The organism is Roseovarius sp. EC-HK134 (genome assembly GCF_902498815.1).
In the GTDB taxonomy this organism is placed as follows: Bacteria; Pseudomonadota; Alphaproteobacteria; order Rhodobacterales; family Rhodobacteraceae; genus Roseovarius; species Roseovarius mucosus_A.
Map to the genome: position 1 here is coordinate 2,846,085 of NZ_LR701544.1, position 21,744 is coordinate 2,867,828.

Annotated in this window: 22 protein-coding genes and 1 riboswitch; of the genes, 10 read left to right on the plus strand and 12 right to left on the minus strand. The window is 62.9% G+C overall.

The genetic code is table 11. The features are described from left to right. Nucleotides 1–87 precede the first annotated feature (87 nt). From GC127_RS17675 to GC127_RS17690, 4 genes are all read left to right on the plus strand, one after another. On the plus strand, nt 88–366 hold the full coding sequence (locus GC127_RS17675) for a DUF3572 domain-containing protein (protein ID WP_087148889.1): 279 nt from the start codon (nt 88–90) through the stop codon (nt 364–366). Next, nucleotides 363–1,055 (plus strand): HAD family hydrolase, encoded by a 693-nt coding sequence (locus GC127_RS17680; RefSeq protein WP_151979147.1) that lies wholly within the window; start codon nt 363–365, stop codon nt 1,053–1,055. The genes GC127_RS17675 and GC127_RS17680 overlap by 4 nt, the downstream gene beginning before the upstream one ends. Further along, the gene (locus GC127_RS17685; RefSeq protein WP_151979148.1) at nt 1,052–1,939 is read left to right on the plus strand and encodes a DMT family transporter; all 888 of its coding nucleotides are present in this window, start codon (nt 1,052–1,054) and stop codon (nt 1,937–1,939) included. The genes GC127_RS17680 and GC127_RS17685 overlap by 4 nt, the downstream gene beginning before the upstream one ends. Nucleotides 1,940–2,039: 100 nt before the next feature. Continuing rightward, nucleotides 2,040–3,602, plus strand: coding sequence for a trimethylamine methyltransferase family protein (locus tag GC127_RS17690; protein WP_151979149.1), 1,563 nt, complete (start codon nt 2,040–2,042; stop codon nt 3,600–3,602). Nucleotides 3,603–3,813: 211 nt separating this feature from the next. On the opposite strand, the gene GC127_RS17695 is transcribed toward GC127_RS17690, so the two are convergent. The 4 genes from GC127_RS17695 to GC127_RS17710 form a co-directional block, all read right to left on the minus strand. Continuing rightward, nucleotides 3,814–4,512 (minus strand): NYN domain-containing protein, encoded by a 699-nt coding sequence (locus GC127_RS17695; protein WP_151979150.1) that lies wholly within the window; start codon nt 4,510–4,512, stop codon nt 3,814–3,816. 826 nt (nt 4,513–5,338) lie between these two features. Then, a complete protein-coding gene (locus tag GC127_RS17700) occupies nt 5,339–6,082 on the minus strand; it encodes an ABC transporter permease (protein ID WP_151979151.1) in 744 nt (247 codons plus the stop codon). Then, on the minus strand, nt 6,079–6,735 hold the full coding sequence (locus GC127_RS17705; protein ID WP_008282113.1) for a TenA family protein: 657 nt from the start codon (nt 6,733–6,735) through the stop codon (nt 6,079–6,081). Before GC127_RS17705 ends, GC127_RS17700 begins: the two co-directional genes overlap by 4 nt. A 12-nt stretch (nt 6,736–6,747) precedes the next feature. Then, complete coding sequence (locus GC127_RS17710) at nt 6,748–7,473, minus strand: ABC transporter ATP-binding protein (RefSeq protein WP_151979152.1); 726 nt, start codon at nt 7,471–7,473, stop codon at nt 6,748–6,750. Between the two features lie 45 nt (nt 7,474–7,518). Next, nucleotides 7,519–7,618: riboswitch (TPP riboswitch) on the minus strand. Nucleotides 7,619–7,745: 127 nt separating this feature from the next. Here GC127_RS17710 and GC127_RS17715 point away from each other — a divergent pair. Both GC127_RS17715 and GC127_RS17720 read left to right on the plus strand, forming a co-directional pair. Continuing rightward, nucleotides 7,746–8,348 (plus strand): heme NO-binding domain-containing protein, encoded by a 603-nt coding sequence (locus GC127_RS17715; protein WP_151979153.1) that lies wholly within the window; start codon nt 7,746–7,748, stop codon nt 8,346–8,348. Then, a complete protein-coding gene (locus GC127_RS17720; protein WP_151979154.1) occupies nt 8,345–9,355 on the plus strand; it encodes a GGDEF domain-containing protein in 1,011 nt (336 codons plus the stop codon). The genes GC127_RS17715 and GC127_RS17720 overlap by 4 nt, the downstream gene beginning before the upstream one ends. Nucleotides 9,356–9,461: 106 nt before the next feature. Here the strand turns inward: GC127_RS17720 and bchO are convergent, their stop codons facing one another. The 4 genes from bchO to crtA are packed head-to-tail and all read right to left on the minus strand — an operon-like array spanning nt 9,462 to nt 13,740. Beyond that, on the minus strand, nt 9,462–10,334 hold the full coding sequence (gene bchO, locus GC127_RS17725) for an alpha/beta fold hydrolase BchO (protein ID WP_151979155.1): 873 nt from the start codon (nt 10,332–10,334) through the stop codon (nt 9,462–9,464). A 3-nt stretch (nt 10,335–10,337) separates the two neighbouring features. Further along, on the minus strand, nt 10,338–11,996 hold the full coding sequence (locus GC127_RS17730; protein WP_151979156.1) for a magnesium chelatase subunit D: 1,659 nt from the start codon (nt 11,994–11,996) through the stop codon (nt 10,338–10,340). Beyond that, a complete protein-coding gene (gene bchI / locus GC127_RS17735) occupies nt 11,993–12,997 on the minus strand; it encodes a magnesium chelatase ATPase subunit I (RefSeq protein WP_151979157.1) in 1,005 nt (334 codons plus the stop codon). The genes GC127_RS17730 and bchI overlap by 4 nt, the downstream gene beginning before the upstream one ends. Continuing rightward, nucleotides 12,994–13,740 carry a spheroidene monooxygenase gene (gene crtA / locus GC127_RS17740; RefSeq protein WP_008282121.1) on the minus strand — a complete coding sequence of 249 codons (747 nt, stop codon included), beginning with the start codon at nt 13,738–13,740 and terminating at the stop codon, nt 12,994–12,996. The genes bchI and crtA overlap by 4 nt, the downstream gene beginning before the upstream one ends. A gap of 70 nt (nt 13,741–13,810) precedes the next feature. On the opposite strand from crtA, the gene GC127_RS17745 reads away from it, so the two are divergent. The 4 genes from GC127_RS17745 (at nt 13,811) to GC127_RS17760 (ending at nt 17,778) form a co-directional block, all read left to right on the plus strand. Further along, nucleotides 13,811–15,367 (plus strand): phytoene desaturase, encoded by a 1,557-nt coding sequence (locus tag GC127_RS17745; protein WP_151979158.1) that lies wholly within the window; start codon nt 13,811–13,813, stop codon nt 15,365–15,367. Beyond that, the gene (gene crtB / locus GC127_RS17750; protein ID WP_151979159.1) at nt 15,364–16,413 is read left to right on the plus strand and encodes a 15-cis-phytoene synthase; all 1,050 of its coding nucleotides are present in this window, start codon (nt 15,364–15,366) and stop codon (nt 16,411–16,413) included. The genes GC127_RS17745 and crtB overlap by 4 nt, the downstream gene beginning before the upstream one ends. Next, complete coding sequence (locus GC127_RS17755; RefSeq protein WP_008282124.1) at nt 16,410–16,871, plus strand: TspO/MBR family protein; 462 nt, start codon at nt 16,410–16,412, stop codon at nt 16,869–16,871. Before crtB ends, GC127_RS17755 begins: the two co-directional genes overlap by 4 nt. Before the next feature lie 97 nt (nt 16,872–16,968). Continuing rightward, a complete protein-coding gene (locus GC127_RS17760; protein WP_151979160.1) occupies nt 16,969–17,778 on the plus strand; it encodes a DUF2189 domain-containing protein in 810 nt (269 codons plus the stop codon). A 25-nt stretch (nt 17,779–17,803) separates the two neighbouring features. On the opposite strand, the gene GC127_RS17765 is transcribed toward GC127_RS17760, so the two are convergent. From GC127_RS17765 to GC127_RS17780, 4 genes are all read right to left on the minus strand, one after another. After that, nucleotides 17,804–18,016: a hypothetical protein gene (locus GC127_RS17765; RefSeq protein ID WP_008282126.1), complete on the minus strand. Its 213-nt coding sequence runs from the start codon at nt 18,014–18,016 to the stop codon at nt 17,804–17,806. Then, nucleotides 18,013–19,170 carry an aromatic ring-hydroxylating dioxygenase subunit alpha gene (locus GC127_RS17770; RefSeq protein WP_151979161.1) on the minus strand — a complete coding sequence of 386 codons (1,158 nt, stop codon included), beginning with the start codon at nt 19,168–19,170 and terminating at the stop codon, nt 18,013–18,015. The genes GC127_RS17765 and GC127_RS17770 overlap by 4 nt, the downstream gene beginning before the upstream one ends. A 114-nt stretch (nt 19,171–19,284) precedes the next feature. Continuing rightward, nucleotides 19,285–19,845 carry an acetolactate synthase small subunit gene (gene ilvN / locus GC127_RS17775; RefSeq protein WP_008282128.1) on the minus strand — a complete coding sequence of 187 codons (561 nt, stop codon included), beginning with the start codon at nt 19,843–19,845 and terminating at the stop codon, nt 19,285–19,287. 85 nt (nt 19,846–19,930) lie between these two features. Then, nucleotides 19,931–21,685, minus strand: a complete 1,755-nt coding sequence (locus GC127_RS17780; protein WP_008282129.1) for an acetolactate synthase 3 large subunit — start codon at nt 21,683–21,685, stop codon at nt 19,931–19,933. Between the last annotated feature and the right edge of the window lie 59 nt (nt 21,686–21,744).

Below are 21,744 nucleotides of genomic sequence, written 5' to 3' on the forward strand. Positions count from 1 at the left end.
CGACGCCTTTGCTCTTGCCCTTTACGATTGGTTCACTATCCATGGCAGAGGTTAAGAAAACCTTTCCAGAAATTAACCGGGATCACGATGCAGCAGGAAACCGCCGAAACGATTGCCTTGCAGGCGCTGGGCTGGCTTGCGACGCAAGATGATCTTTTGCCAGTGTTCTTGGGGGCGACGGGGGCCTCGGAACAGGATGTGCGCGCGCGTGCCACGGAACCCGAATTTCTGGGGGCCGTCCTGGATTTCCTGATGATGGATGACGCATGGATCGTAGGCTTCTGCGATGCGCAGGGGTTGAAATACGAAACGCCGATGATGGCGCGCGCGGCGCTGCCGGGCGGGGCGCAGATGAGCTGGACATGAGCAGGGCTGACGGAATTCTCTTTGACAAGGACGGCACGCTGTTTGATTTCCACGCCACCTGGAGCGTCTGGGCCCATGGGGTGATTTCTGATCTCTCGGCGGGCAAAGCCGATGTCATGGCGCGAATGGCGGATGAGGCGCATTATGATTTGGTGGCGCGGCGCTTTCATCCCACAAGTCCGATCATCGCGGGCACCAACCGTGAGGCGGCCGAATGTCTTGGGCGGGCCTTGCCGGGCCGCGCCATAGAAGAAATAGAAGAACATCTGATGATGTCCTCAGGCTCGGCCCCTCTGGCCCCGGCGGTGCCGCTCGCGCCCTATCTCGAAGGGCTTGCGGCGAGGGGGTTAAGGCTGGGCGTGATGACCAATGACACGGAATACGGCGCGCGCGCGCACTTGGGGGCGGCCGGTGTGCTTGGGCATTTCGATTTTATCGCCGGGTTTGATTCCGGCTATGGGGCCAAGCCCGCGCCAGGGCCGCTTTTGGCCTTTGCGCGCGCCATGGCGCTAGAGCCTGCTCGTGTGGTCATGGTGGGGGACAGCACACATGACCTTGTGGCAGGGCGTGCGGCGGGGATGCAATGCGTGGGCGTTCTGACCGGCACCGCCACTTGCAGCGATCTTGAACCGCTGGCTGATATCGTCCTGCCCGACATCGGGCATATCCCGGCTTGGCTGACCGCATGAGGCAACACCCGCTGTTTGGGCTGGCGCTGGCGACGTTCGGCGCGCTGATGCTGACGCCGGATGCGCTTTTCATGCGGTGGTCGGGCATGGGCGGCTATCAGATGGTCGGCTGGCGCGGGTTGCTCATGGGGCTGGTGTTTCTGATCCTCTGGGCTCTGACCTCCAAGCACCGGCTGCGCGACCTGAGCATTCTGGCCAGTGGTTACGCGATTGGTATCGTTGTGTGCCAATATGCCAATGCAACGCTTTTCAGTCTTGGCATCGCCAATGCGCCGGTTGCTGTCGTGCTCTTTGCCGTGGCGACGGTGCCGGTCTTTGCCGCGATTTTTGCCCGGCTGATCATCGGAGAGCCGACGCGCTTGGCCACATGGATCACCATTGCCGTTGTGATGGGAGGTATTGCGCTTGCGGTCTTTGGCGGAGGTCACGGCGATGTCACGCTGGACCGCGCCGCCCTTTGGGGGGCCCTTGCGGGATTGGGCGTGGCGATGGTGCTGGCGCTTAACTTTGTGATCCTGCGGGCGCAACCGCAGGTTCCGATCCTATTGGTGATCGGGTTGGGGGCGGTTCTGGCGGGGGCCACGGGCGTGATCGTGACCGGACCTGCCGCGATGATGCAGGGCGAAGTGTGGGCCATTGCGATTTGTGGGCTTGTGATCCTGCCGGTGTCGTTCTTTTCGCTCTCGCTCGCGTCGCGCTATACCCATGCCTCGAATGTGAGCCTGTTGCTCTTGCTTGAAACGGTGATGGGTCCGCTCTGGGTCTGGCTGGGCACGGGTGAGGGGCCCACACCGATGATGCTTTTGGGCGGTACGATTGTGGTGGTGAGCCTGGCGATTTACCTCTGGCAGACGGGACGGCGGCGCATGGCGCTGCAATCGTGATCCGTGAAAAGCAAAAACGACAGGATACGTCGCTAAGCGGCATGTGAGGCTGCCCTGAGCGGTGTTTCGTTAGCTCAAACGAGCACCGGAGGGGCATCAGATGGCCGAAGATCTCAAACGCAGGACACGCAGTGGCGGGCGCGCAGGCGGGGTTGCCCGGCGCGGCAGTGCCGTGATCGAACAGATGCCGTGGAACCCGCCCATCAACCGGGACCGCCCGACAGAGCCATTGACGGATGCGGGTGTTCTGGCCATCCACGATGGCGCGATGCGGATCCTCGAAGAGATCGGGATCGAGTTTCTCAACCCCGAAGCGGTGGCAATCCTGCGCGCCTCTGGCGGCTGCAAGATCAATGGCGAGAGTGTCCGCATGGGCCGAGATTTCGTCATGGAGATCATTGGCAGGGCCCCGGAAAGCTGGACCATCACGCCGCGCAATCCCGACCGCACGATTACCATGGGCGGCCATCATCTGAATTTCGGCAATGTGTCTTCACCGCCGAGTTATTGGGATATGAAGATCGGGCGCAAGGTCGCGGGCACGCGAGAGATGTGCCAGAACCTGTTGAAACTGACGCAGTATTTCAACTGTATCCACTTTGCAGGCGGCTACCCGGTGGAACCGCAGGATATTCATGCCAGCGTCCGGCATCTTGATGTGCTCTATGACAAGCTGACGCTCACCGACAAGGCGATGCACGCCTATAGCTTGGGCGCAGAGCGGGTCGATGATGTGATGGAAATGGTGCGCATCGCGGGGGGGCTGACCCACGAGGAATTCGAGGCCAGCCCGCGGATGTATACCAACATCAACTCGACCTCTCCTTTGAAGCATGACTATCCGATGCTGGATGGCTGGATGCGTCTGGCGCGGCGCGGTCAAGGGCTGGTGGTGACGCCATTCACCTTGGCCGGGGCCATGGCGCCGGTGACGATGGCGGGGGCGGTGGCGCAGTCGATCGCAGAAGCGCTTTGCGCGGTGGTTCTCGCGCAGATTATCCGCCCCGGCGCGCCCTGTGCGATTGGCACCTTCACCAGCAATGTCGACATGAAATCCGGGGCACCTGCCTTTGGCACGCCCGAATATATGCGCGCGACACAGATGACCGGGCAATTGGCACGGTTCTACAAGCTGCCGATGCGTGCCTCTGGCGTCTGCGCCGCCAATGTGCCCGATGGGCAGGCGATGTGGGAGACGTCAAACAGTCTCTGGTCGGCGGTGCAGGCGGGGGCGCATATGGTCTATCATGCGGCCGGTTGGCTCGAGGGTGGGCTGATTGCAAGCCCTGAGAAATTCATCATGGACTGCGAAATTTTGCAGCAAATTCAGCGCTATATGGACCCGATGCTGACCGCCACCGGACCTGACGATATCGCAATCGAGGCGATCCGAGAGGTGGGAGACAAGGGGCATTTCTTTGGCATCCAGCACACGCAGGACCGCTATACGACGGCGTTCTATCAACCCTTCCTGAGTGATTGGCGCAATTACGAGGCATGGGAGGCGGCAGGTGCAGTCTGGACCCCGGCGCGCGCGCATCAGGTGTTTCAGGACATCATCGCCGGGTTCGAGGCCCCCCCGATGGAGGACGCGGTGCGCGAGGAACTGGCAGATTTCGTGGCGCGGCGTAAGGCTGAGGGTGGGGCGCCGACGGATTTCTGAGGGGGTGTTAATCTCAAGTGAAAGGCCGTGCGGTCGCTAGGCCGTCACGCAAAAGGCGTGCCGATGTAAAGCGGCGCACCTTCGGTGCGACGGACGGCCCAGCGATTGACGCGGCGGCGCGTGGCATGCCTTGTTCCGCGCAGGGGTGATTATGGTAAAGGGCAGGTCAGAATAAAAGGTGGTGAACCTTCTTGATGACAGCCGACTTGGTTCAGGCGGTTGCGAGCCTGAACGCTTCGGGCCTGTAGCGGACCATGTTAAGTCCATCATTGAGGGTCACATCGTAAATAGCCTTGCGGTTACTGAGATATTTTTTCCACGTCTTATCCGGATGCTTCGAAATGCAGAATTGATGCTCGGTTCTCATTTGATTTGAGAGATGGGTTACAGCGACGCCTTTGCCTTGCTTGCTGTCACGTTTTATAATCCTGTAAATGCGCGCATCTGTCTCATCAAAGATGGTCGGATTCTCCGACTCGCGACACCCTTCCAACTCTTCAAACACGGAACAGGCCGCGCGGAACCGCTCGGATGTCTTGGCCTCTCCGGCCCCAATCACGGTCAGCCCATAGCCGCGCAAACGGGTGGCAAGATGGGTGAAATCCTGATCCGAACTGACCAAGAGCACCGCTGCGCATTGATCCGAGAGCGCGCGCTCCATCGCGTCCACGCAGATCAGCATGTCGGTTGCATTCTTGCCGCAACCGGAGTGGATGAACTGAAAGCCGGGCAGCTTGTCCCAGTCCGGCAGAAGACCAACATTGCCATAGGCGCGCAGCAGGTCGGGGTCACCGTAGCGGCGGGCCAGATCGAGGATGGTCCGAGCGTGCGTCACGGGAATATTCTCGGCATCGACAAAGGCCGAGAGGCGCGGCGCAGGCGTAAGGCGGGTCGGGGGCAAGGTGCTCATGGCCCAAGCCTAGGATGGCAATCCGGATGGATTTGGGGCAGGAGGCGATCTTTTTCATGGCGCACACGTCTGGCGGGTGAGTGCGGGGCCAGAGGCGGGAAGGAGTATTTGGACCAAGAAGAAGATGGGGTTTGGGATTGCTTTCTGGGCGCGCGATGGGCGGAACGCAGTTCCCGTTCACCGAATGAGTTTTGCAGCTATTATCGCTTGAACGGCGAGCATCGCGCCAGTCAGAGCATAAAGAACAAAGAACCCGCCGCCGCCCGTCAGGTACGACATGAGCAGGAACTCTAGGCCAAAACCAATGCACCCGGAGAACATCGCAAGAGCGCGAGATTTGACCGAGCCCGCCACCATAGAGCGCCGTAGCAGGAGCGGCCCTTCGAGTGGCTTGTGTATCAGTTGACCTGGTACACCTGAGTATACCCGCTCCCTTGCTAGGGTCGCAGCGTTTAGCCTAAGCGACGCGTAGAAAATCAAAGGAACGCCCGTCAGTGCAGAAATGGTAACCACGCTGACACCGAGGCCAATCAGGTTAACATCCCTGTTGTGAAATTAGAAATAGACGCCAGCCAGGCTAACCATCGGTAGCGGTAGCGACAGCAAAGCGGCATTGAGCAACTCACTTAGAAAAGCTCTGCGACTTAGCGTTATGGTCATGGCCTCTGGTGCCATAGGGTTAAGTATCGGACCCAGAGTTCGTGACATCAAGCGGCATCCCAGATCCACAAGTTCGGCTCACATCGTAGCTTATTCCCAACCGCAAGCAATGAGCGCAAAGCGACCCCCAAACTGACACTGCATCACCCTACGCAGAGCCCCGCCTTCACCCCACCGCCTTGCCATCCAGCCACTTTTGACACCCACGGTCCACCCCGGCGTGCAGGCAAAGCGTCAGCACTGCCAGCACGATGAGGGCCGCGAACATGAGGTCGATCTTGGCGCGGCCATTGGCCAGCAGCATGAGATAGCCCAGCCCCTTGGAGGCCCCCACCCATTCGCCGATGATCGCCCCGATGGGGGCATAGACGGCCGCGAGGCGCAGACCCGAGGCAAAGCCCGGCAGGGCTGCGGGCACGCGGATATGCCACATGAGCCGCGCGCGGTTCGCCCCCATGACGCGCGCGAGGTCGAGCCACTGCGGCGGCGTGCGCATCAGCGCGTCAAAAAAGGCCGATGTGACCGGGAAATAGATGATGAGGAGCGCCATAGCGACCTTGGACCAGAGGCCATAGCCCAACCAGAGCGTGAGGATGGGCGCGAGGGCAAAGACCGGGATCGCTTGGGAGAATACCATGATCGGGCGGATAAGCCGGCGCGCCATGGGCGAAGAGGCCAGACCAATCGCCGAAAGACCGCCCAAGATCGCGCCCAAGGCCAGACCGATCAATACCTCTGCCGCCGTTATGGTGGCATGATGGGCAATCAGCGCGCGGCTGGCCCAGAGGGTTTCCGCCACGCGGCCCGGCCCGGGCAGAATGAAGGGCGGCAGCGCCGCGAGCGTCACCAGCGCCTGCCAAAGCACGAGTGCAAGGGCTGTCGAACTTGCGATGGTGACAAGGCGGCTCATGCGGCGGGGTATCCGGCAAGGGCCGCGTCAAAGAAGGCGCGTTCGAGACGTGTTGCCGTAACAAAGGCGGATTGCGCGGCGGCTTGATCCTCGGGGGTGAGGCTGGGCCAGACCTGATCAAGCTGACCGCGCAGATAGGTCACAACCCCCTCGAACCCCGGCCCGCTGTGCAGGGTGATCCATTCCCCGAACCAGAAAGGCAAGTCTGCGGCGCGGTTCGCATGCGGGCTGGCCCAATCCAGATAGGTCCATTCGGCCACGCTGAGGACCGCAATCATCTGCGCATAGCTGCCTGATTTTGCCGCCGCGCGCATCAGTGCCTGAAATTCGGCTGTGATCGGATGGGGCGTTGCAGGTGGCTCTGTTGTTCCGCCAAGCGCCGCGATTGCGCGCAGGAAATAGGTATTCTCCGGCCCCGAGATCAGCCCGAGAAACTGTGCCGCCGGGATCGCATCGGGCAGGCTGGGCGCATGGGCGATGGCAGAGGCCAGAAGCCGCACGAAATCTTCGATAAAGAGGTAATCCTGTTGCAGATAGGCGAGCATGCGGGCCTTGGGCAACGTGCCCGCCGCAAGCTGATCGGTGAAGGGATGCCGGGTGGCGGCCTGCCAATCGGTGGCCACAAGGGATTTGAGGTGTTCGGTGGGGCGCATCTTTTTCTCCTGTCAGGCGGGGGCGCGCAGGCGGGCCAAAAGACGGCCCTGCGCCGCGAGAGTTTCGGGGTCATCCACGGCGCGTGGCACCGGGGCTGCGGGCGGGGTCACATCCTCTAGCCCGGTTTCGGTCAGGATGTGGATGGCATGGCCCATGCGCGCGGCCTCAGCCGGGTCATGTGTGACCATCAGGACTGTGCGTCCTGCCAGATGTGTGGCCGAAAGATCCTGCATCTGCGCGCGGGTGCGGGCATCGAGGGCCGAAAACGGCTCGTCCAGCAAAACGATGGGGCGGTCCTCCATCAACGTGCGGGCCAGTGCCACGCGCTGTTTCTGCCCCCCCGAGAGCGCATGAGGCCGCTTGTCTGCATGGTCGGCCAGACCGACCCGCGCCAGCATCTCGCGCGCGCGCGCCACGTCGCGCGGCATCCCGCGCAGCCGCGCCCCAAGCGTTACATTGCCCAGCACATCGAGCCACGGCATCAGCATGTCGCCCTGTGCCATCAGCGCCATGCGCCCTGACAGTGGCCCGCCATCAGAGGCTGTGATCGTGCCGGTAAACTCTGTCACCTCATCCACCCCGGCGATCAGGCGCAGCACCGTGGTTTTGCCCACGCCCGAAGGGCCGAGCAGGCAGGTGATACGCCCGGCGGACAAGGTCAGCCGCAGTGGGCCAAATACCGGGACAGCGCCAATCCGGGCGTGGCCATCAAGGGTCAGACTGGGCGGGGCGGTCATGCGCGGCCTCTTCAAACAGGGCTCGCGGGCAGGGGGATGGCGCGCCGCTGCGCGGTTTCCGTTCCCTCCGCCGGTGCGAGCCGGATCAGGTTCGATGGGTTGGTGCAAGACCTCTCAGCCCCAAGGGGCACCCCAACGGATGCCCCAGATGTAGCCGCAGCGCTCTGCGATGACAAGGGCGCGATAGGGGCTGCAATATAGTGAAGATTTTAGATGTTCAGGGGGCCTTAACCCTTGGCTGTCAGGATGCAGGCATCTGAGAGGAGGGTGCCATGCACGGGCTGGTCAACCGCGCGATTGAGCGATTTGTCAGGGATACCTATGGGCGCGATGTCTGGATTGGCACGATTCAACGATTGAACCTGGGTTTTACCGAGTTTGAAGCGATGATGGTCTACGAGGCGCGCATCACCGAAGAGGTGTTGACCGCGGTTGGCGCGCGATTGGCGCGCGGGCGTGACGATCTGCTTGAGGATATCGGTACCTATCTGGTCTCGCACCCCGCGACCGAGGCGCTGCGCCGTCTGTTGCGCTTTGGGGGGGTGGATTATGTGGAGTTTCTGCATTCTCTTGATGATCTGCCAGAGCGCGCGCGCCTTGCAGTCGCCGATCTGGGGCTGCCTGCGCTGGAATTACAAGACCGGGGGGCGGGGGTTTATGCTCTGCATGTGGGGCTGCCCAAGGGGCATGATCTGCGGCTTGGCCCGGTGGTGGTCGGGCTTTTGCGCGCCATGGCGGATGACTATGGCGCGCTTGCGCTGGTCGAGCATCAGGGGGATGGCGCGGACTATGAGATCATTGAGGTGCGTTTGTTGGATGAGGGGTTCGCGCATGGGCGGGCCTTTGCTCTGGGGCTTGGGGAAAGCGCGGCATGACTGTTCAGGACAGGGGGCTTTTGGCGCTGCTTGCGGGGCTTTGCCCGATGCATGCGGTTCTGGACGCCGAGGGCCATCTGGTGCAGGCGGGGCCAACCTTCGCCAAGCTCTTTGGTGCGCGCGCGCTGCAGGGCATGCGGTTTCTGGATCTGATCGAACTGCGCCGCCCGCATCAGGCGGGGAATATGGCGGATCTTCTGGCCTGCGCCGGGGCGCGGCTTCGGCTGCGCTTGCGTGCTCCCCCCCATACGGCGCTCAAGGGCGTGCTTTTGCCATTACCGGGGGGCGGGGCGGTGGTGAATCTCTCGTTCGGGATTTCCGTGGTCGAGGCGGTGCGCGACTTTGACCTGACCGGCGCTGACTTTGCGGCGACGGATCTGACGACCGAGATGCTCTATTTGATCGAGGCAAAATCCGCCGCGATGGACGCCTCGCGCAAGCTGAACCTGCGCTTGCAGGGCGCACGCATTGCCGCGGAAGAGCAGGCGTTTACGGATATGTTGACGGGGCTGCGGAACCGCCGCGCCCTTGACCATGTGTTGGATCGGTTGATGCAGAGTGAGCAGGATTTCGCGCTGCTGCATCTCGATCTCGATTTTTTCAAACAGGTGAATGACACATTGGGCCATGCGGCGGGCGATCATGTGCTGCAAGAGGTGGCGCGGCGCCTGCGCGACGAGGTGCGCAGCGATGATTTGATCGCGCGGGTGGGGGGCGATGAATTCGTCATCCTGCTGCTTGGCATGACAGAGCGGGCACCCGTGGGCGATTTGGCAGCTCGGATGATTGCCCGGCTGGAAGAGCCGGTTCCCTATCGCGCGCAGCACTGTCGGATTTCCGGCAGTATCGGCATCACGCTTAGCTGTGCCTATGACAGCCCCGAACCCGTGCGGATGATGGCCGATGCCGATCTGGCGCTCTATGCGGCCAAGGGGCGGGGTCGGGGCTGTGCGCGGTTTCACGAAAGCCCATTGCCACGCGCGGCCCCGGCGCATGGCATCGCCTGAGCGCTTAACGCAGTTTCAGAGAAAGTTGACAGGCTTTCCCTGTAGGACATCGCGCCAAATCAAACAGCAACGCCGTTTCGGTGTTTCACCGTAAACCCGAAGCGCATCAGTCGGGCCAGTTGCTCGGATCAAGGATTGCGGCCAGGACGCGCGCGGCATCCTCTTCTTGGGCCACATGGCCAAGGCCATCCAAAGACAGCGTGCGCGCCCGCGGCATCTGGGCGGCGGCGCGGGCAGAGATTTCGGGCGGCACCGCCAGATCGACGGTGCCGGTGATCAAGAGGCAGCGATTGGGGATCGTGCCCAGCCGGTTCAAGAGCGGGGCCACATCCCATTGTGCCATCATTTGCAAGGTGCCATCGACATGCGCACGGTCCCCGATCAGCCGCGCATAGAGCATCAGCCCCTCGGGCGTGAGGCGCGATCCGGTGCTCTCGATCAGGCGGCGGGCGCGGGTGAGTTTGTCGGTGCCAAGGGTAAAGAGCGTGGGCGTCAGCGGATTGAGCGCCAGAACCTTGGCGAGAACCGGAAAGAGCCAGCCCGCCACCCCCTCGAACGGGCCAAGGGCCGCGTTGACGCAGGCAATATCGGGCGGCTGGTCTGTGGGCGTCCTCAGCCGCGTGGCGAGTTCCAGCGCGATGGCCCCGCCTGCGGAATGACCGAGGATCAGATCGGGGTGCCACCCCTCCGACTGGCAAAGCGCCGCGATATCCCCGGCCATGCCGGGCAGGCCCAGACGCCGCCGGTTTCCCGCGCGCGAGAACCCCTGACCGGGAAGATCCAGCGCAATCACGCGGTGGCTCTGGGCCAAAAGCGGCATCAGATCGCGCCAACTATGGGTCGAGGCCCCCGCCCCGTGCAGCAAAAGGGCAAGAGGACCGTTGCCCATTTCCTGCAGATGCCATTGGTGGGGGGGATGGTGAATGCGGCGCGACTGGGCATTGAGCGGCCAAGTCGCCAGATCGCGCTGCCAGTCCATCGCCTAGACCCCGAGGGCTGAGGTGACAGCCGTCGAAATTCGCCGGGCATCGGCGCGCGGCAAGGGCAGGTGGCGGGCGTTCATTTCCGCCGCGAGATGGGCGGGCTCTGGCCCCGGACGGGCGGAAATGTCAATCACGATGGCGGGCAGGCCCTGCGCGCGCCAGAGCCGCGCCATCGTGCTGGTGTCTTTGGCCGCCTCGGCGCGGTCACCGCGCCCGTCGAGCGTAATGTTGGCGCGGGCATCCGTCAGCAGGGCAAGCGTTGGGCTTAGCCCATGCGCCTCGGACTGGCGAGCAAGGGTGAGCGCCGCGCCAAGAGCCGCCGCAAGCGGCGTGCCGCCACCCCCGGGCAAGCTGCCCAGACGCCGCTTGGCCTGCACCAGCGCGCGGGTGGGTGGCAGAATGAGGTCGGCCCCCATGCCGCGAAACGCGATCAGCGCCACTTGGTCGCGCCGGGAATAGGCCTCGGCCAGCAAGAGCTCAACCGCGCCCTTGGCCTCGGCCAGCCGTGCCAGCGCCGAAGAGCCAGAGGCGTCAACGGCGAAGATCACCAATCGGTCGGCGCGATCCTCATAGCGCTTGAGGTGGATGTCAGCGGCATGGATGATCACGCCCGGTGCATCGGGGCGGGTGCGGCGGCGCAGCGGCTGCCACGGGGCTGCGGCGCGCAGCGTCGCAATGAGATCAATGCGCCCGCGCCCATCCGGTGCACCTTGCCGTGCAGGTAGGGGCCGACCGCGTTGATGCGCCTTGCGCCGGGCACCGGCACCCGAGCCTGCCGCACGCCGCGCGGCACCGCGTTGGGCCAGTTGATCCAGCAGCGCGGGGGGCAAAAGGGCTGCCACCGCAGCGATGAGCAAGTCATCGGGGATGTCGGGTGTTTCGCTTTGGCTTTGATCTTCGGGTTCGGGCGGTGTGTCGGGTTGTTCTGGTTCTGGATCTTGCGGCAGTTGCGTGGCGCGCGCGGGATAGACGAGCTCTGCTGCCTCGCGCAGATCATCCTGCGTGACCTGTGGATGGGCCTCTGATGCGGCCAGCGCGCGGGCGGCGCGCAGGGCAAGCCAAGGCGCGCGCAGGCTGTCGATGCCGAAACTGGCGGCCAGCGCGGTGAGCGTGGCGATATCCTCGGGCGTGTGGGTAACGCCGCCAAGCCGCGCGCGGGCCTCTGCCAGATCGGCGGCGGCGGGCATGAGGGCAGGGGCCGCGTCATGGCGGATGTCGTCGAGTGTCACATGCAGCGCCAGCCGTTCGCAGAGGGTTTGCGGGGCGGTTTCCTCGGCGTCGATCCCCTCGTCAAACAGAACGAGCGTATGGTCCGGGCTTTGATCCAGAAGTTGTGCCAGCCGGGCGGCAAGGGCGGGCGGTGTGCGTTCGGCCATGGTCAGGATCAGGCGCGCCGGGTTATCGGCCAGTCCAGCGCTGTGGATCAGGTGCCCGGCGGCGAGAGTGGCGGCAATATCCGCGCCGCCAAAAAGCTGCGTATCGCTAAGATCGGGGTGGATGCGCCGGGCGGGGCCGGGCAAACGCCCGAGCGCCGTATCGAACGCCTGCCGTACCGGACCGGCACGGGCGCGCAGCGTCAGCCCGCGCAGCCCCTCAGGATCAATCGCCAAAAGGGTGAGCGCCCGCAGGGCGCGCGCCCATGCGGGGCTGGGCGTCATCCCCAGACCTCGACCATGGCGCGGGCAATGCGAGTGGCGCTGCCCGCCTCGTCCAATGGATCGCGGCGTAGCCGGTGGCTGAGCGCGAGCGGCGCGACCTGGGTAAGATGTGCGCGGGTCAAAGCGGCATCGCCCTCATAGGCCGCAAGCGCACGCGCGGCGCGCAGCAGGGTCAGCTCGCCGCGCAGCCCATCCGCGCCGATGGCGATGCAGAGCGTCGCGCAGTCGCGCAAGACCTCGTCGGGGGATTGAACGGTTCGCAGCGCGCTGCGCGCCGCCAGAATCCGGTCGCGGATCAAGGCATCCTCGGCCTGCCATGTCACCATGAAGGCCTCGGTGTCGCGTTCATAGGCGTCGCGGCGGCGAATGACCTCGATGCGCTCCTCGATGTTCTGGGGCGAGCGCACCTCGACCGAAAGGCCGAAACGATCCAGAAGCTGTGGGCGCAACTCGCCCTCTTCGGGATTGCCAGAGCCCACAAGCACAAAACGCGCCGCATGGCGGATCGAGAGACCCTCACGCTCCACCACGTTTTCGCCGGATTGGGCCACGTCGAGCAGCAGGTCGACGATGTGATCCTCAAGCAGGTTCACCTCGTCTATATAGAGATAGCCGCGATTGGCGCGGGCCAAAAGACCGGGTTGAAAGGCCTTTTCACCCAAGGTCAGCGCCCGCTCGATATCGAGCGCGCCGGTCACCCGATCCTCGGTCACGCCCAAGGGCAGATCGACCACCGGGGTTGGACGCTCGACCATCTCGCCCAAGGGGGCGGTGGACCAGTCGGGCGTATCCTCGGGGCGTTCGGCGTTGATCGGGCTGCCGTCAATCATGCGGATGGGCGGCAAGAGCGCGGCCAGAGCGCGCACAGCCGTGGATTTGCCGGTGCCCCGGTCACCAAAGACCAGCACGCCGCCAAGCCCCGGCTCGATCGCCGTAAGGATCATGGCGCGTTTCATGTCGTCCTGACCGACGATGGCGGAAAACGGAAAGGCTGCGGTCATTGTTCTTCCTTGATATGCTCGAGTGGGCTCGTCCCGCCCCATGTACCCCGTTCGCCAATCACGCGAAACCGGGCATAAAGCTCTTCGCGAAACCAATCGCCGTCGCGCACGGCGGCGATGGCGCGGGCATGTGGGCCATCGCGGCGGGCGAAGTCTGCCATGCTTTGGCTGTCGGGCCAGATCGAGAATGTCACCTGATGCAGGAGAGGCACCTCTCCTACGCCGATCTTGAAGGCGACGTTGGGGTCGGCACCGATCACGGCGCTGATATCGGGCACGCGCCGCCAGAATTTCAAGGCCTTGCGCGGGCGCACAGAGGCGCGTGTCAGCGCGGCAAGGGGGCCTTTCTCTACGGGCGTGGTGATCTCGAACGGCGTATCACCGGCCCATTGCCCGCGCACCGAAGTGGGGGAGAGAAAGAGCGTCCAGCTTTCGCTGGCGCGCGCGAGATAGCGGCGAAAGACGCCTGCGCCCTTGGTCTGCGCTCGGGCTGTGGCGGCATCGGGCCAGACCGCGAGAATCGCATAGACACCGGTGTTGGGAATGGGGGTGAACCCCTCGCCCGTGCCCGATCCCAGCAATTTCCAAAAGCCGATACCCGGCACGCCCGGCAGCATGAAGCGCGCAGCGCCCATCATCGTCAGCGCCCAGAGCCGGTCAATGCCGCGGGAAAAGCGAAAGAAGCTGAGGCTGACGGTTTGAATGGCACCGCTCCTTGAGGGGCTGTAAGGCAAGTTTGACATGGTTTTGACCCCAAGAAAAGAGGTGCGAGAAAGGATTGTCAATTAAACTAGACACCTGTAGTCTAAACCTATGTTGACAAGAGTCGATCCGCGCCTGATTGAACAGGCCACACGCGCCGATGCCCCGCATGCGCTGGTCATTGGGGCAGGGTTGGGCGGTCTGGCCTCGGCCATGCGGCTTGGGGCCAAGGGATACCGGGTCACGGTTCTGGATCGTCTGGATAGCCCCGGGGGGCGCGGCTCTAGTATCACCAAGGACGGGCACAGGTTTGATCTTGGGCCGACCATCGTGACCGTGCCGCAACTCTTTCGCGAACTCTGGGCCGCCTGTGGGCGGGATTTTGACACAGATGTCGATCTGCGCGCCCTTGATCCGTTCTATGAAATTCGCTGGCCGGATGGCAGCACCTTTACCGCGCGGCAGGACCGCGATGCCATGCGCGCCGAGGTCTCTCGGCTCTCGCCGGGTGATCTGGCGGGCTATGACCGCTTCGTCAAGGATAGCGAGGCGCGGTATTGGTTCGGGTTCGAGGACCTGGGGCGCAGATCCATGCATCGCTTGGGCGATCTGATCAAGGTCCTGCCAAAGTTCGCATGGTTGCGGGCGGATCGGTCAGTCTATGCCCATGCGGCGGGGCGGATGAAAGACGAACGCCTGCGTATGGCGCTGTCGTTTCATCCGCTGTTCATCGGAGGTGATCCGTTCAACGTAACGTCGATGTATGCGCTTGTGAGCCATCTCGAAGCGGCTTTTGGCGTGCATTATGCCATCGGTGGCGTCGATGCGATCGCCCGCGCCATGGTGGGCGTGATCGAGGGACAGGGCGGGGTCATCCGGCAGGGGGCCGAGGTTGATGAAATCGTTATCAAAGAGGGCCGGGCCACGGGGGTGCGCCTGAGTGGCGGCGAGGGGATCAGCGCCGATATCGTGATCTCTAACGCCGATGCGGGCCATACCTATGACCATCTTTTGCGCAATCACAAAAAGCGGCGCTGGACGACGGCGCGACTGAAGCGGTCGCGCTGGTCGATGAGCCTGTTCGTCTGGTATTTCGGCACGACAGGCACGCGGGAGATGTGGCCCGATGCAGGCCATCACACCATTCTCAACGGTCCCCGATACAAGGGGCTGGTGCGCGACATCTTTCGGCGCGGCGTTCTGGCCGATGACATGAGCCTTTATGTGCACCGCCCCTCTGTGACCGATCCGGGTGTGGCGCCCGAAGGTGGCGATACGTTTTATGCGCTCAGCCCGGTGCCGCATCTGGGCCATTCAAACCCCGTGGATTGGGCGGCCGAGGCCGAGCCCTATCGCCAAAAGGTGCAAAAGGTGCTGGAGGATCAGTTGCTTCCGGGGCTTGGGGCGCATCTGTCTGCCTCTGAGGTGTTCACGCCCGAGACATTCCGCGACCGATATCTTAGCCCGCATGGCGCTGGCTTCTCTATCGAGCCACGCATCCTGCAAAGCGCGTGGTTTAGGCCTCATAATGTCAGCGAAGAGGTGCGGGGCCTCTTTCTGGTGGGCGCGGGCACGCATCCCGGTGCTGGATTGCCGGGGGTGATTTCGAGCGCCGAAGTTCTGGCGCAACTGGTGCCGGATGCGGTGCCGGTCGGGGTGATGCCATGATCGCGCCGCAGGATCTGGCGCATTGTACCGAGGCGATCCGCCATGGGTCGCGGTCTTTTCACGCCGCCTCCAAGCTCTTGCCGCGACGGGTGCGTGATCCGGCCTTGGCGCTTTACGCGTTCTGCCGTCTGGCGGATGACGCGGTGGATGAGAATCGCGAAAAGGCGGCGGCGGTGCTGTCGCTGCATGAACGGTTGGATTTGGTCTATGCGGGCAGGCCCCGCAATGCGCCGGCTGATCGTGCCTTTGCCGCGATCATAGACGGGTTTGACATGCCACGTGCTTTGCCCGAAGCGCTGCTCGAAGGGTTGGCTTGGGATGCCGAAGGGCGCCGTTACGAGACCCTGTCAGAGCTGCGGGCCTATTCGGCGCGGGTCGCCTCTGCGGTGGGGGCGATGATGTGCGTGCTCATGCGGATGCGCGAGCGCGATGCTCTGGCGCGGGCCTGTGATCTGGGCGTGGCGATGCAATTGACCAATATCGCCCGAGACGTGGGCGAGGATGCGCGCGAAGGGCGGCTATACCTGCCGCTCGAGTGGCTGTCTGAGGCTGGCATGACGCCGGAGACCTTCTTGCGTGCACCTGCCCCGGATGCCGAGGTGCGAAGGATGGTGCGCCGCCTGCTGATGGAGGCGGACACACTTTATGCCCGCTCTGAGGCGGGGATTGCTGTGCTGCCACTTTCTGCGCGGCCCGGAATTTATGCCGCGCGCTATATCTACGCGGGCATCGGCGCGCAGGTGCGCGGCGCAGGCCACGACAGTATCACGCGCCGCGCGCGCACCAATGGCACGCAAAAACTGGGCTGGTTGATGCTGGCGCTGCTGCGGGCGGCGGGCAGTGTGATCCTGCCCGGCTCGCCCGTGATCTATGCCAAGGCGCTGCCCGAGACGGAATATCTGGTGCGTGCTGCGGCACAGGACGCACCGCGCGCCGCCGATTGGAGCGATACGCTCTATGAGGCGCTGGCGCGTCTTAAAGCGCAGGACGTCGCGCGCGAAGCGGGCTTGAGCCGAGATGTCGGGCGGGTTAGAGAGACCGCATGATATGGCTCATTTTCGGGATTTTTCTGGCGGCTTGTTTCGCAGCAGGCTCGACAGGCGGGCTGTTTCCGCCGGGCGATTGGTATGACCGGCTGAAAAAGCCGTGGTGGACGCCGCCCAACTGGTTGTTTCCGGTGGCTTGGACCACGCTTTATATCTGCATGGCGGCGGCGGGGGCGCGGGTGGCGGTAAGCCCCGACAACGGCATTGCTATGGCGCTCTGGTCGTTGCAAATCGCGCTGAACGGGCTCTGGACGCCGGTCTTTTTCGGGCTGCAACGGATGCGGTTAGGGCTGATTGTGCTCTGCGCGCTTTGGGCTTCGGTGGCGCTCACATTGGTGGCGCTCTGGTCGGTGGACTGGATCGCGGGGCTGCTCTTTGTGCCCTATCTGACATGGGTCAGCGTGGCGGGCATGCTCAATCTTGCGGTGCTGCGGCTTAACCCGGATGCGGCGCGGTAACCTGCTTTGCAATTCACAACCGGGCTCTGCACAGAAAAGCCCTATCCTCTGGCCGTGAAATTGCTCTAGGCTCCCCCGAAAAGGGAGGAAGCGCACCATGCCGCAGAACGAGGTCAAGCCGCTGGGCGTGCCGGAGATGGGCGATGTCCGTTTTGACATGCTGGCAGAGGCGCTGCGCCGGGGCTGGGCGGATATGCGCCGCGCGCCGGGCTTTGCAGTGATCTTTGCCGGGGTTTATGTGGGAATCGGGCTGATTCTCGCGTGGATCACATGGGCCACGGGCAAGAGTTACTGGCTGATTTTCGCTGCCGTGGGCTTTCCCTTGGTGGGGCCTTTCGCGGCGGTGGGGCTTTATGAGGTGAGCCATCGGCTGAGCATGGGGCGGGCGCTGGTGGCGTCAGAGATTTTCGGCGTCATCGCCCATCAGAGGCGGCGGCAATTGCCTTCGATCTGCGCCATCATCATCATGGTGTTCCTGTTCTGGTTCTTTCTGGCGCATATGATTTTCGCCCTGTTCCTGGGGCTATCGACCATGACCAATGTCTCAAGCTCGCTGGAGGTCTATTTCACGCCGGAGGGGCTGAGCATGTTGGCGGTGGGCACAGGCGTGGGCGCGGTCTTTGCCCTGTTGCTATATAGCCTGACGGTGGTGTCGCTGCCCCTGTTGCTGGACCGGGAGGTTGATTTTGTCACCGCGATGCTGACAAGCCTGCGGGTGGTGATCGAAAATCCACTGCCAATGCTGGTCTGGGCGGCGCTGGTGGCGGGGCTGACGTTTCTGGCGATGTTGCCTGCGTTTCTGGGGCTTTTCTTTGCGCTGCCGCTCTTGGGCCATGCGACATGGCATCTCTATACGCTGATTTGCGAGGCGGGGGGCGCTGCCCCCCGGACCCCCTGGAGTATTTGAGCCATAAAGAAACGGGGTGGGCGCGCTATGCCTCGCGACCATGGGCGACAAGGCGGGCGTGAAGACGCGCGGCCTCGAGCGCCCCGGCTTCGAGTGCGAAGATATAGGCATGGGTGAGAAAAAAGCAGGCGGCATCAAGCGTATTGGCCCGGTCCGCCGCCTGCGTATAGAGCGAGATCAGCGCTGCCCGGTCGCCTGTTGCATGGGCGCGGATCATCGCACTGTCGAGATCAGTCATTCCGCCGCGCGGCCCATGGCGCGATGTGCCTCGACGCGGCCTGCGACCCAATCGTGAAAGCAATGCGTGGGGCTATCCATCACCGGAGAGAAACGCCCTCCGTCGAAATAGGGGGCGTGGCGGCCGCGCTGCATGCCCTCAACCACAAAGATATCCTCTTCGAACACGGTTTTCCAAAGCTGGGTATTACGCAGGCGTAGCCCACCATCGGCATTGGGAACCGAGTAATAGAGGTGGATATGCTCGACGGTGCGCTCGGGGCCCTTCGGCTCTAGTATGATGACAAAGGCGTGGTCGCGGTGCACGCCCAAAAGAACGTTGGGGTAGGCCGCGACATATTCAGCCTGTTCGTTCCATTTCGCGCCCACTTCGGCGAAATCAGGGAAGGTCTGGCCGGTCTCGTTGGTCAATTGGCGGTAGACCATGGTGCCCTGACCCGAATACGCGCCCGGTTTCTCGATGTGGTAATGATCTTCAAGCCGGGAATAGCTGTTGAGACCGGGATGGACCCAAGGCAGGTGATAGCTCTCACAGTAATTTTCGACGGCGAGCTTCCAGTTCGTTTGCACCTCAAGCGTAAAGCGGCTGTCAGCACCGCCATGATAGACCGGCAGATCGAATTCACCCCAGCGGGCGATGAGATCGGCCATGGCCACCTCGAACGCGGGGGCATCGCCCGAGACATTGATCCAGACCACATCGCGCCAGATATGGCTGCGAATCTCGGTCAGGCCCAACTCGTCGCGCTTGATGCTGGCGTGGGTGTTATGCCCCGGTCCGCCGACATGCGGGGTAGAGACCAATGCGCCCTTGGTGGAATAGCACCACGAATGATAGGGGCAGCGGATGGCCCCCTCGATCTTGCGTGGTTCCTCGACAAGGATCATGCCGCGATGGCGGCAGATGTTCTGGAAAACGCGGACCTCACCGTCCTTGTCGCGCAAAAGAAGGAGCGGCATGCCAAGAAATTCCAGCGGCTTGGCGTCACCCGGTTCCGGCACATCGGCCCCCACGGCAAGCCCGGCCCATTGGCTGAAGAGAAGCGCATGCTTTTCTTCCTCAAACACGGCGGGGTCGATGTAATGGGCGTTGGGCAGGCCGTTGGCCTGCTCTACGGGCGTGCGGACATTCGTGAGATCAGTCAGCGCGGGCATTTGGCGTCTCCGGGGTTGGGGCTGGCGCATACTCTGCCAGAGCCCCAACCCCGAACGCGCCTATCTGCGACGCGGCGCGTCAATCCCGCGACAAGCCTGCGATTGTGGCCCCTGTCAGAGACCGCGCGGCAGGGCGGCCACGCCGGTGCGGGCCATTTCCACCAGACCCAGAGGACGCATCAACTCGGCGAAGGCGTCGATTTTTTCAGGCGCGCCGGTGATTTCAAACACAAAGCTGGTGAGCGTGCTGTCCACCGCATTGGCGCGGAAGATATCGGCCAGACGCAGCGCCTCGACGCGCTTGTCGCCGCTGCCCTCGACCTTGAGCAGCGCCAATTCGCGCTCGACGCTGAGGCCTTCCACGGTAAGGTCATTGACCTTGTGCACGGGCACGATGCGGCCAAGCTGCGCCTTGATCTGTTCGATCACCTGCGGCGTGCCGGTGGTCACGATGGTTATGCGGCTCGTGTGGCCGGTATGGTCCACCTCGGCCACTGTCAGGCTGTCGATGTTATAGCCTCGGCCGGAAAAAAGACCGATGACACGGGCCAGAACGCCGGGTTCGTTATCGACCAGAACCGCCAAAGTATGGGTTTCCTGCACATCCGAAAAGGTTGGGCGCAGGTTATAGGCGGAGTGTTTGGACGAGCCTTTTTTGATTTGCAGGGGGGACATTATGCAGTTCCTTCTTGTCGGGCTTTGGCGGCTGTTGGGGGGGCGCCCACCCTAGGGGATGGGCGCAGGGTGGGTGAACCCACCATCACACCAGAACGGCACCGCCCTCTTTGATGGCGTCCTTGGTCGAGGCCTCACCCAAAATCATCTTGTTATGCGGCTCGCCGGACGGGATCATCGGGAAGCAGTTTTCATGCTTTTCCACGAGGCAATCAAAAATCACCGGCCCGTCATAATTGAGCATTTCCATGATCGCGTCATCAAGATCGGCAGGGTCGTTGCACAGGATGCCCTTGGCCCCAAAGGCCTCGGCCAGTTTTACGAAATCGGGCAAGGATTCCGACCAGCTTGAGGAGTAGCGCTCTCCGTGCAGCAATTCCTGCCATTGACGGACCATGCCCAAACGCTCGTTGTTGAGGATGAACTGTTTGACGGGCAGGTGGTACTGCATCGCCGTGCCCATTTCCTGCATGTTCATCAGCCAAGACGCCTCGCCCGCGACATTGATCACGAGCGCCTCGGGATGGGCGATCTGGACGCCGATAGAGGCCGGAAAGCCGTATCCCATGGTGCCAAGCCCGCCAGAGGTCATCCAGCGGTTCGGATCGTTAAAGCCGAGATACTGCGCCGCCCACATCTGATGCTGGCCCACCTCGGTGCAGATATAGCGGTCGTGATCTTTGGTCAGCGCTTCGAGCCGGGCAAGCGCGTATTGCGGTTTGATGGTCTTGCCCTTTTGGGTGAACTTGAGGCAGTCCACCTTTTTCCACTCATTGATGCGCTCCCACCATTTGGCGATTGCCTCACGGTTGACCTTGGCACCGCGCGCCTTCCAAACCTCGAGCACATCGGACAGAACATTGGCGATGTCGCCGACAATCGGAATATCGGCGCGGATCACCTTGTTGATCGACGAGGGGTCGATGTCGATATGCGCCTTGATGCTATCCGGGCTAAAGGCATCGAGCCTGCCGGTGATCCGGTCGTCAAAGCGCGCGCCAATGTTGATCATGAGGTCGCAGCCATGCATGGTCATGTTGGCCTCATAAAGCCCGTGCATGCCCAGCATGCCGATCCAGTTCTTGCCATTGGCAGGATAGGCCCCCAGACCCATCAGGGTGGATGTGGTGGGAATGCCGGTCGCTTCGACCAATTCGCGCAAAAGGCGCGTGGCCTCTGGGCCAGAGTTGATGACACCGCCACCGGTATAGAACACGGGGCGCTTGGCCTTTTCCAAGGCCGCGACCAGATCGGTGATGCCTTCGATGTCGCCTTTTACGCGCGGCTGGTAATGCGACACGCGCGCCTGATGCGGTGCCGTATAGGTGGCCGAGGCGAATTGGACGTCCTTCGGGATATCGACCAGAACCGGGCCGGGGCGGCCGGTGGTCGCAACATGAAACGCCTGATGCAGCGTATCCGCCAAGCGGGCGGTGTCGCTTACCAACCAGTTATGCTTGGTGCAGGGGCGGGTAATGCCGACGGTATCGGCCTCTTGAAAGGCATCATTGCCGATCATGAAGGTTGGCACCTGCCCGGTCAGCACCACCAGCGGGATGGAATCCATCAACGCATCAGTCAGGCCTGTCACCGCGTTGGTTGCCCCCGGACCAGAGGTGACAAGCACCACGCCCGGTTTGCCGGTCGAGCGCGCATAGCCTTCGGCGGCATGCACTGCGGCCTGCTCGTGACGCACCAGAATGTGGCGAATGTCATTTTGCTGAAAGATTTCGTCGTAAATGGGTAGTACGGCACCGCCGGGATACCCGAATACGACATCCACGCCCTGATCCTTGAGGGCTTGGACCACCATTTTCGCTCCGGTCATCTGACGTGTCATGTGCTCGTGCTCCGTATATGACGTCAATTCAAGTCGCATAAAAAAGCCCCCGGTTTTCC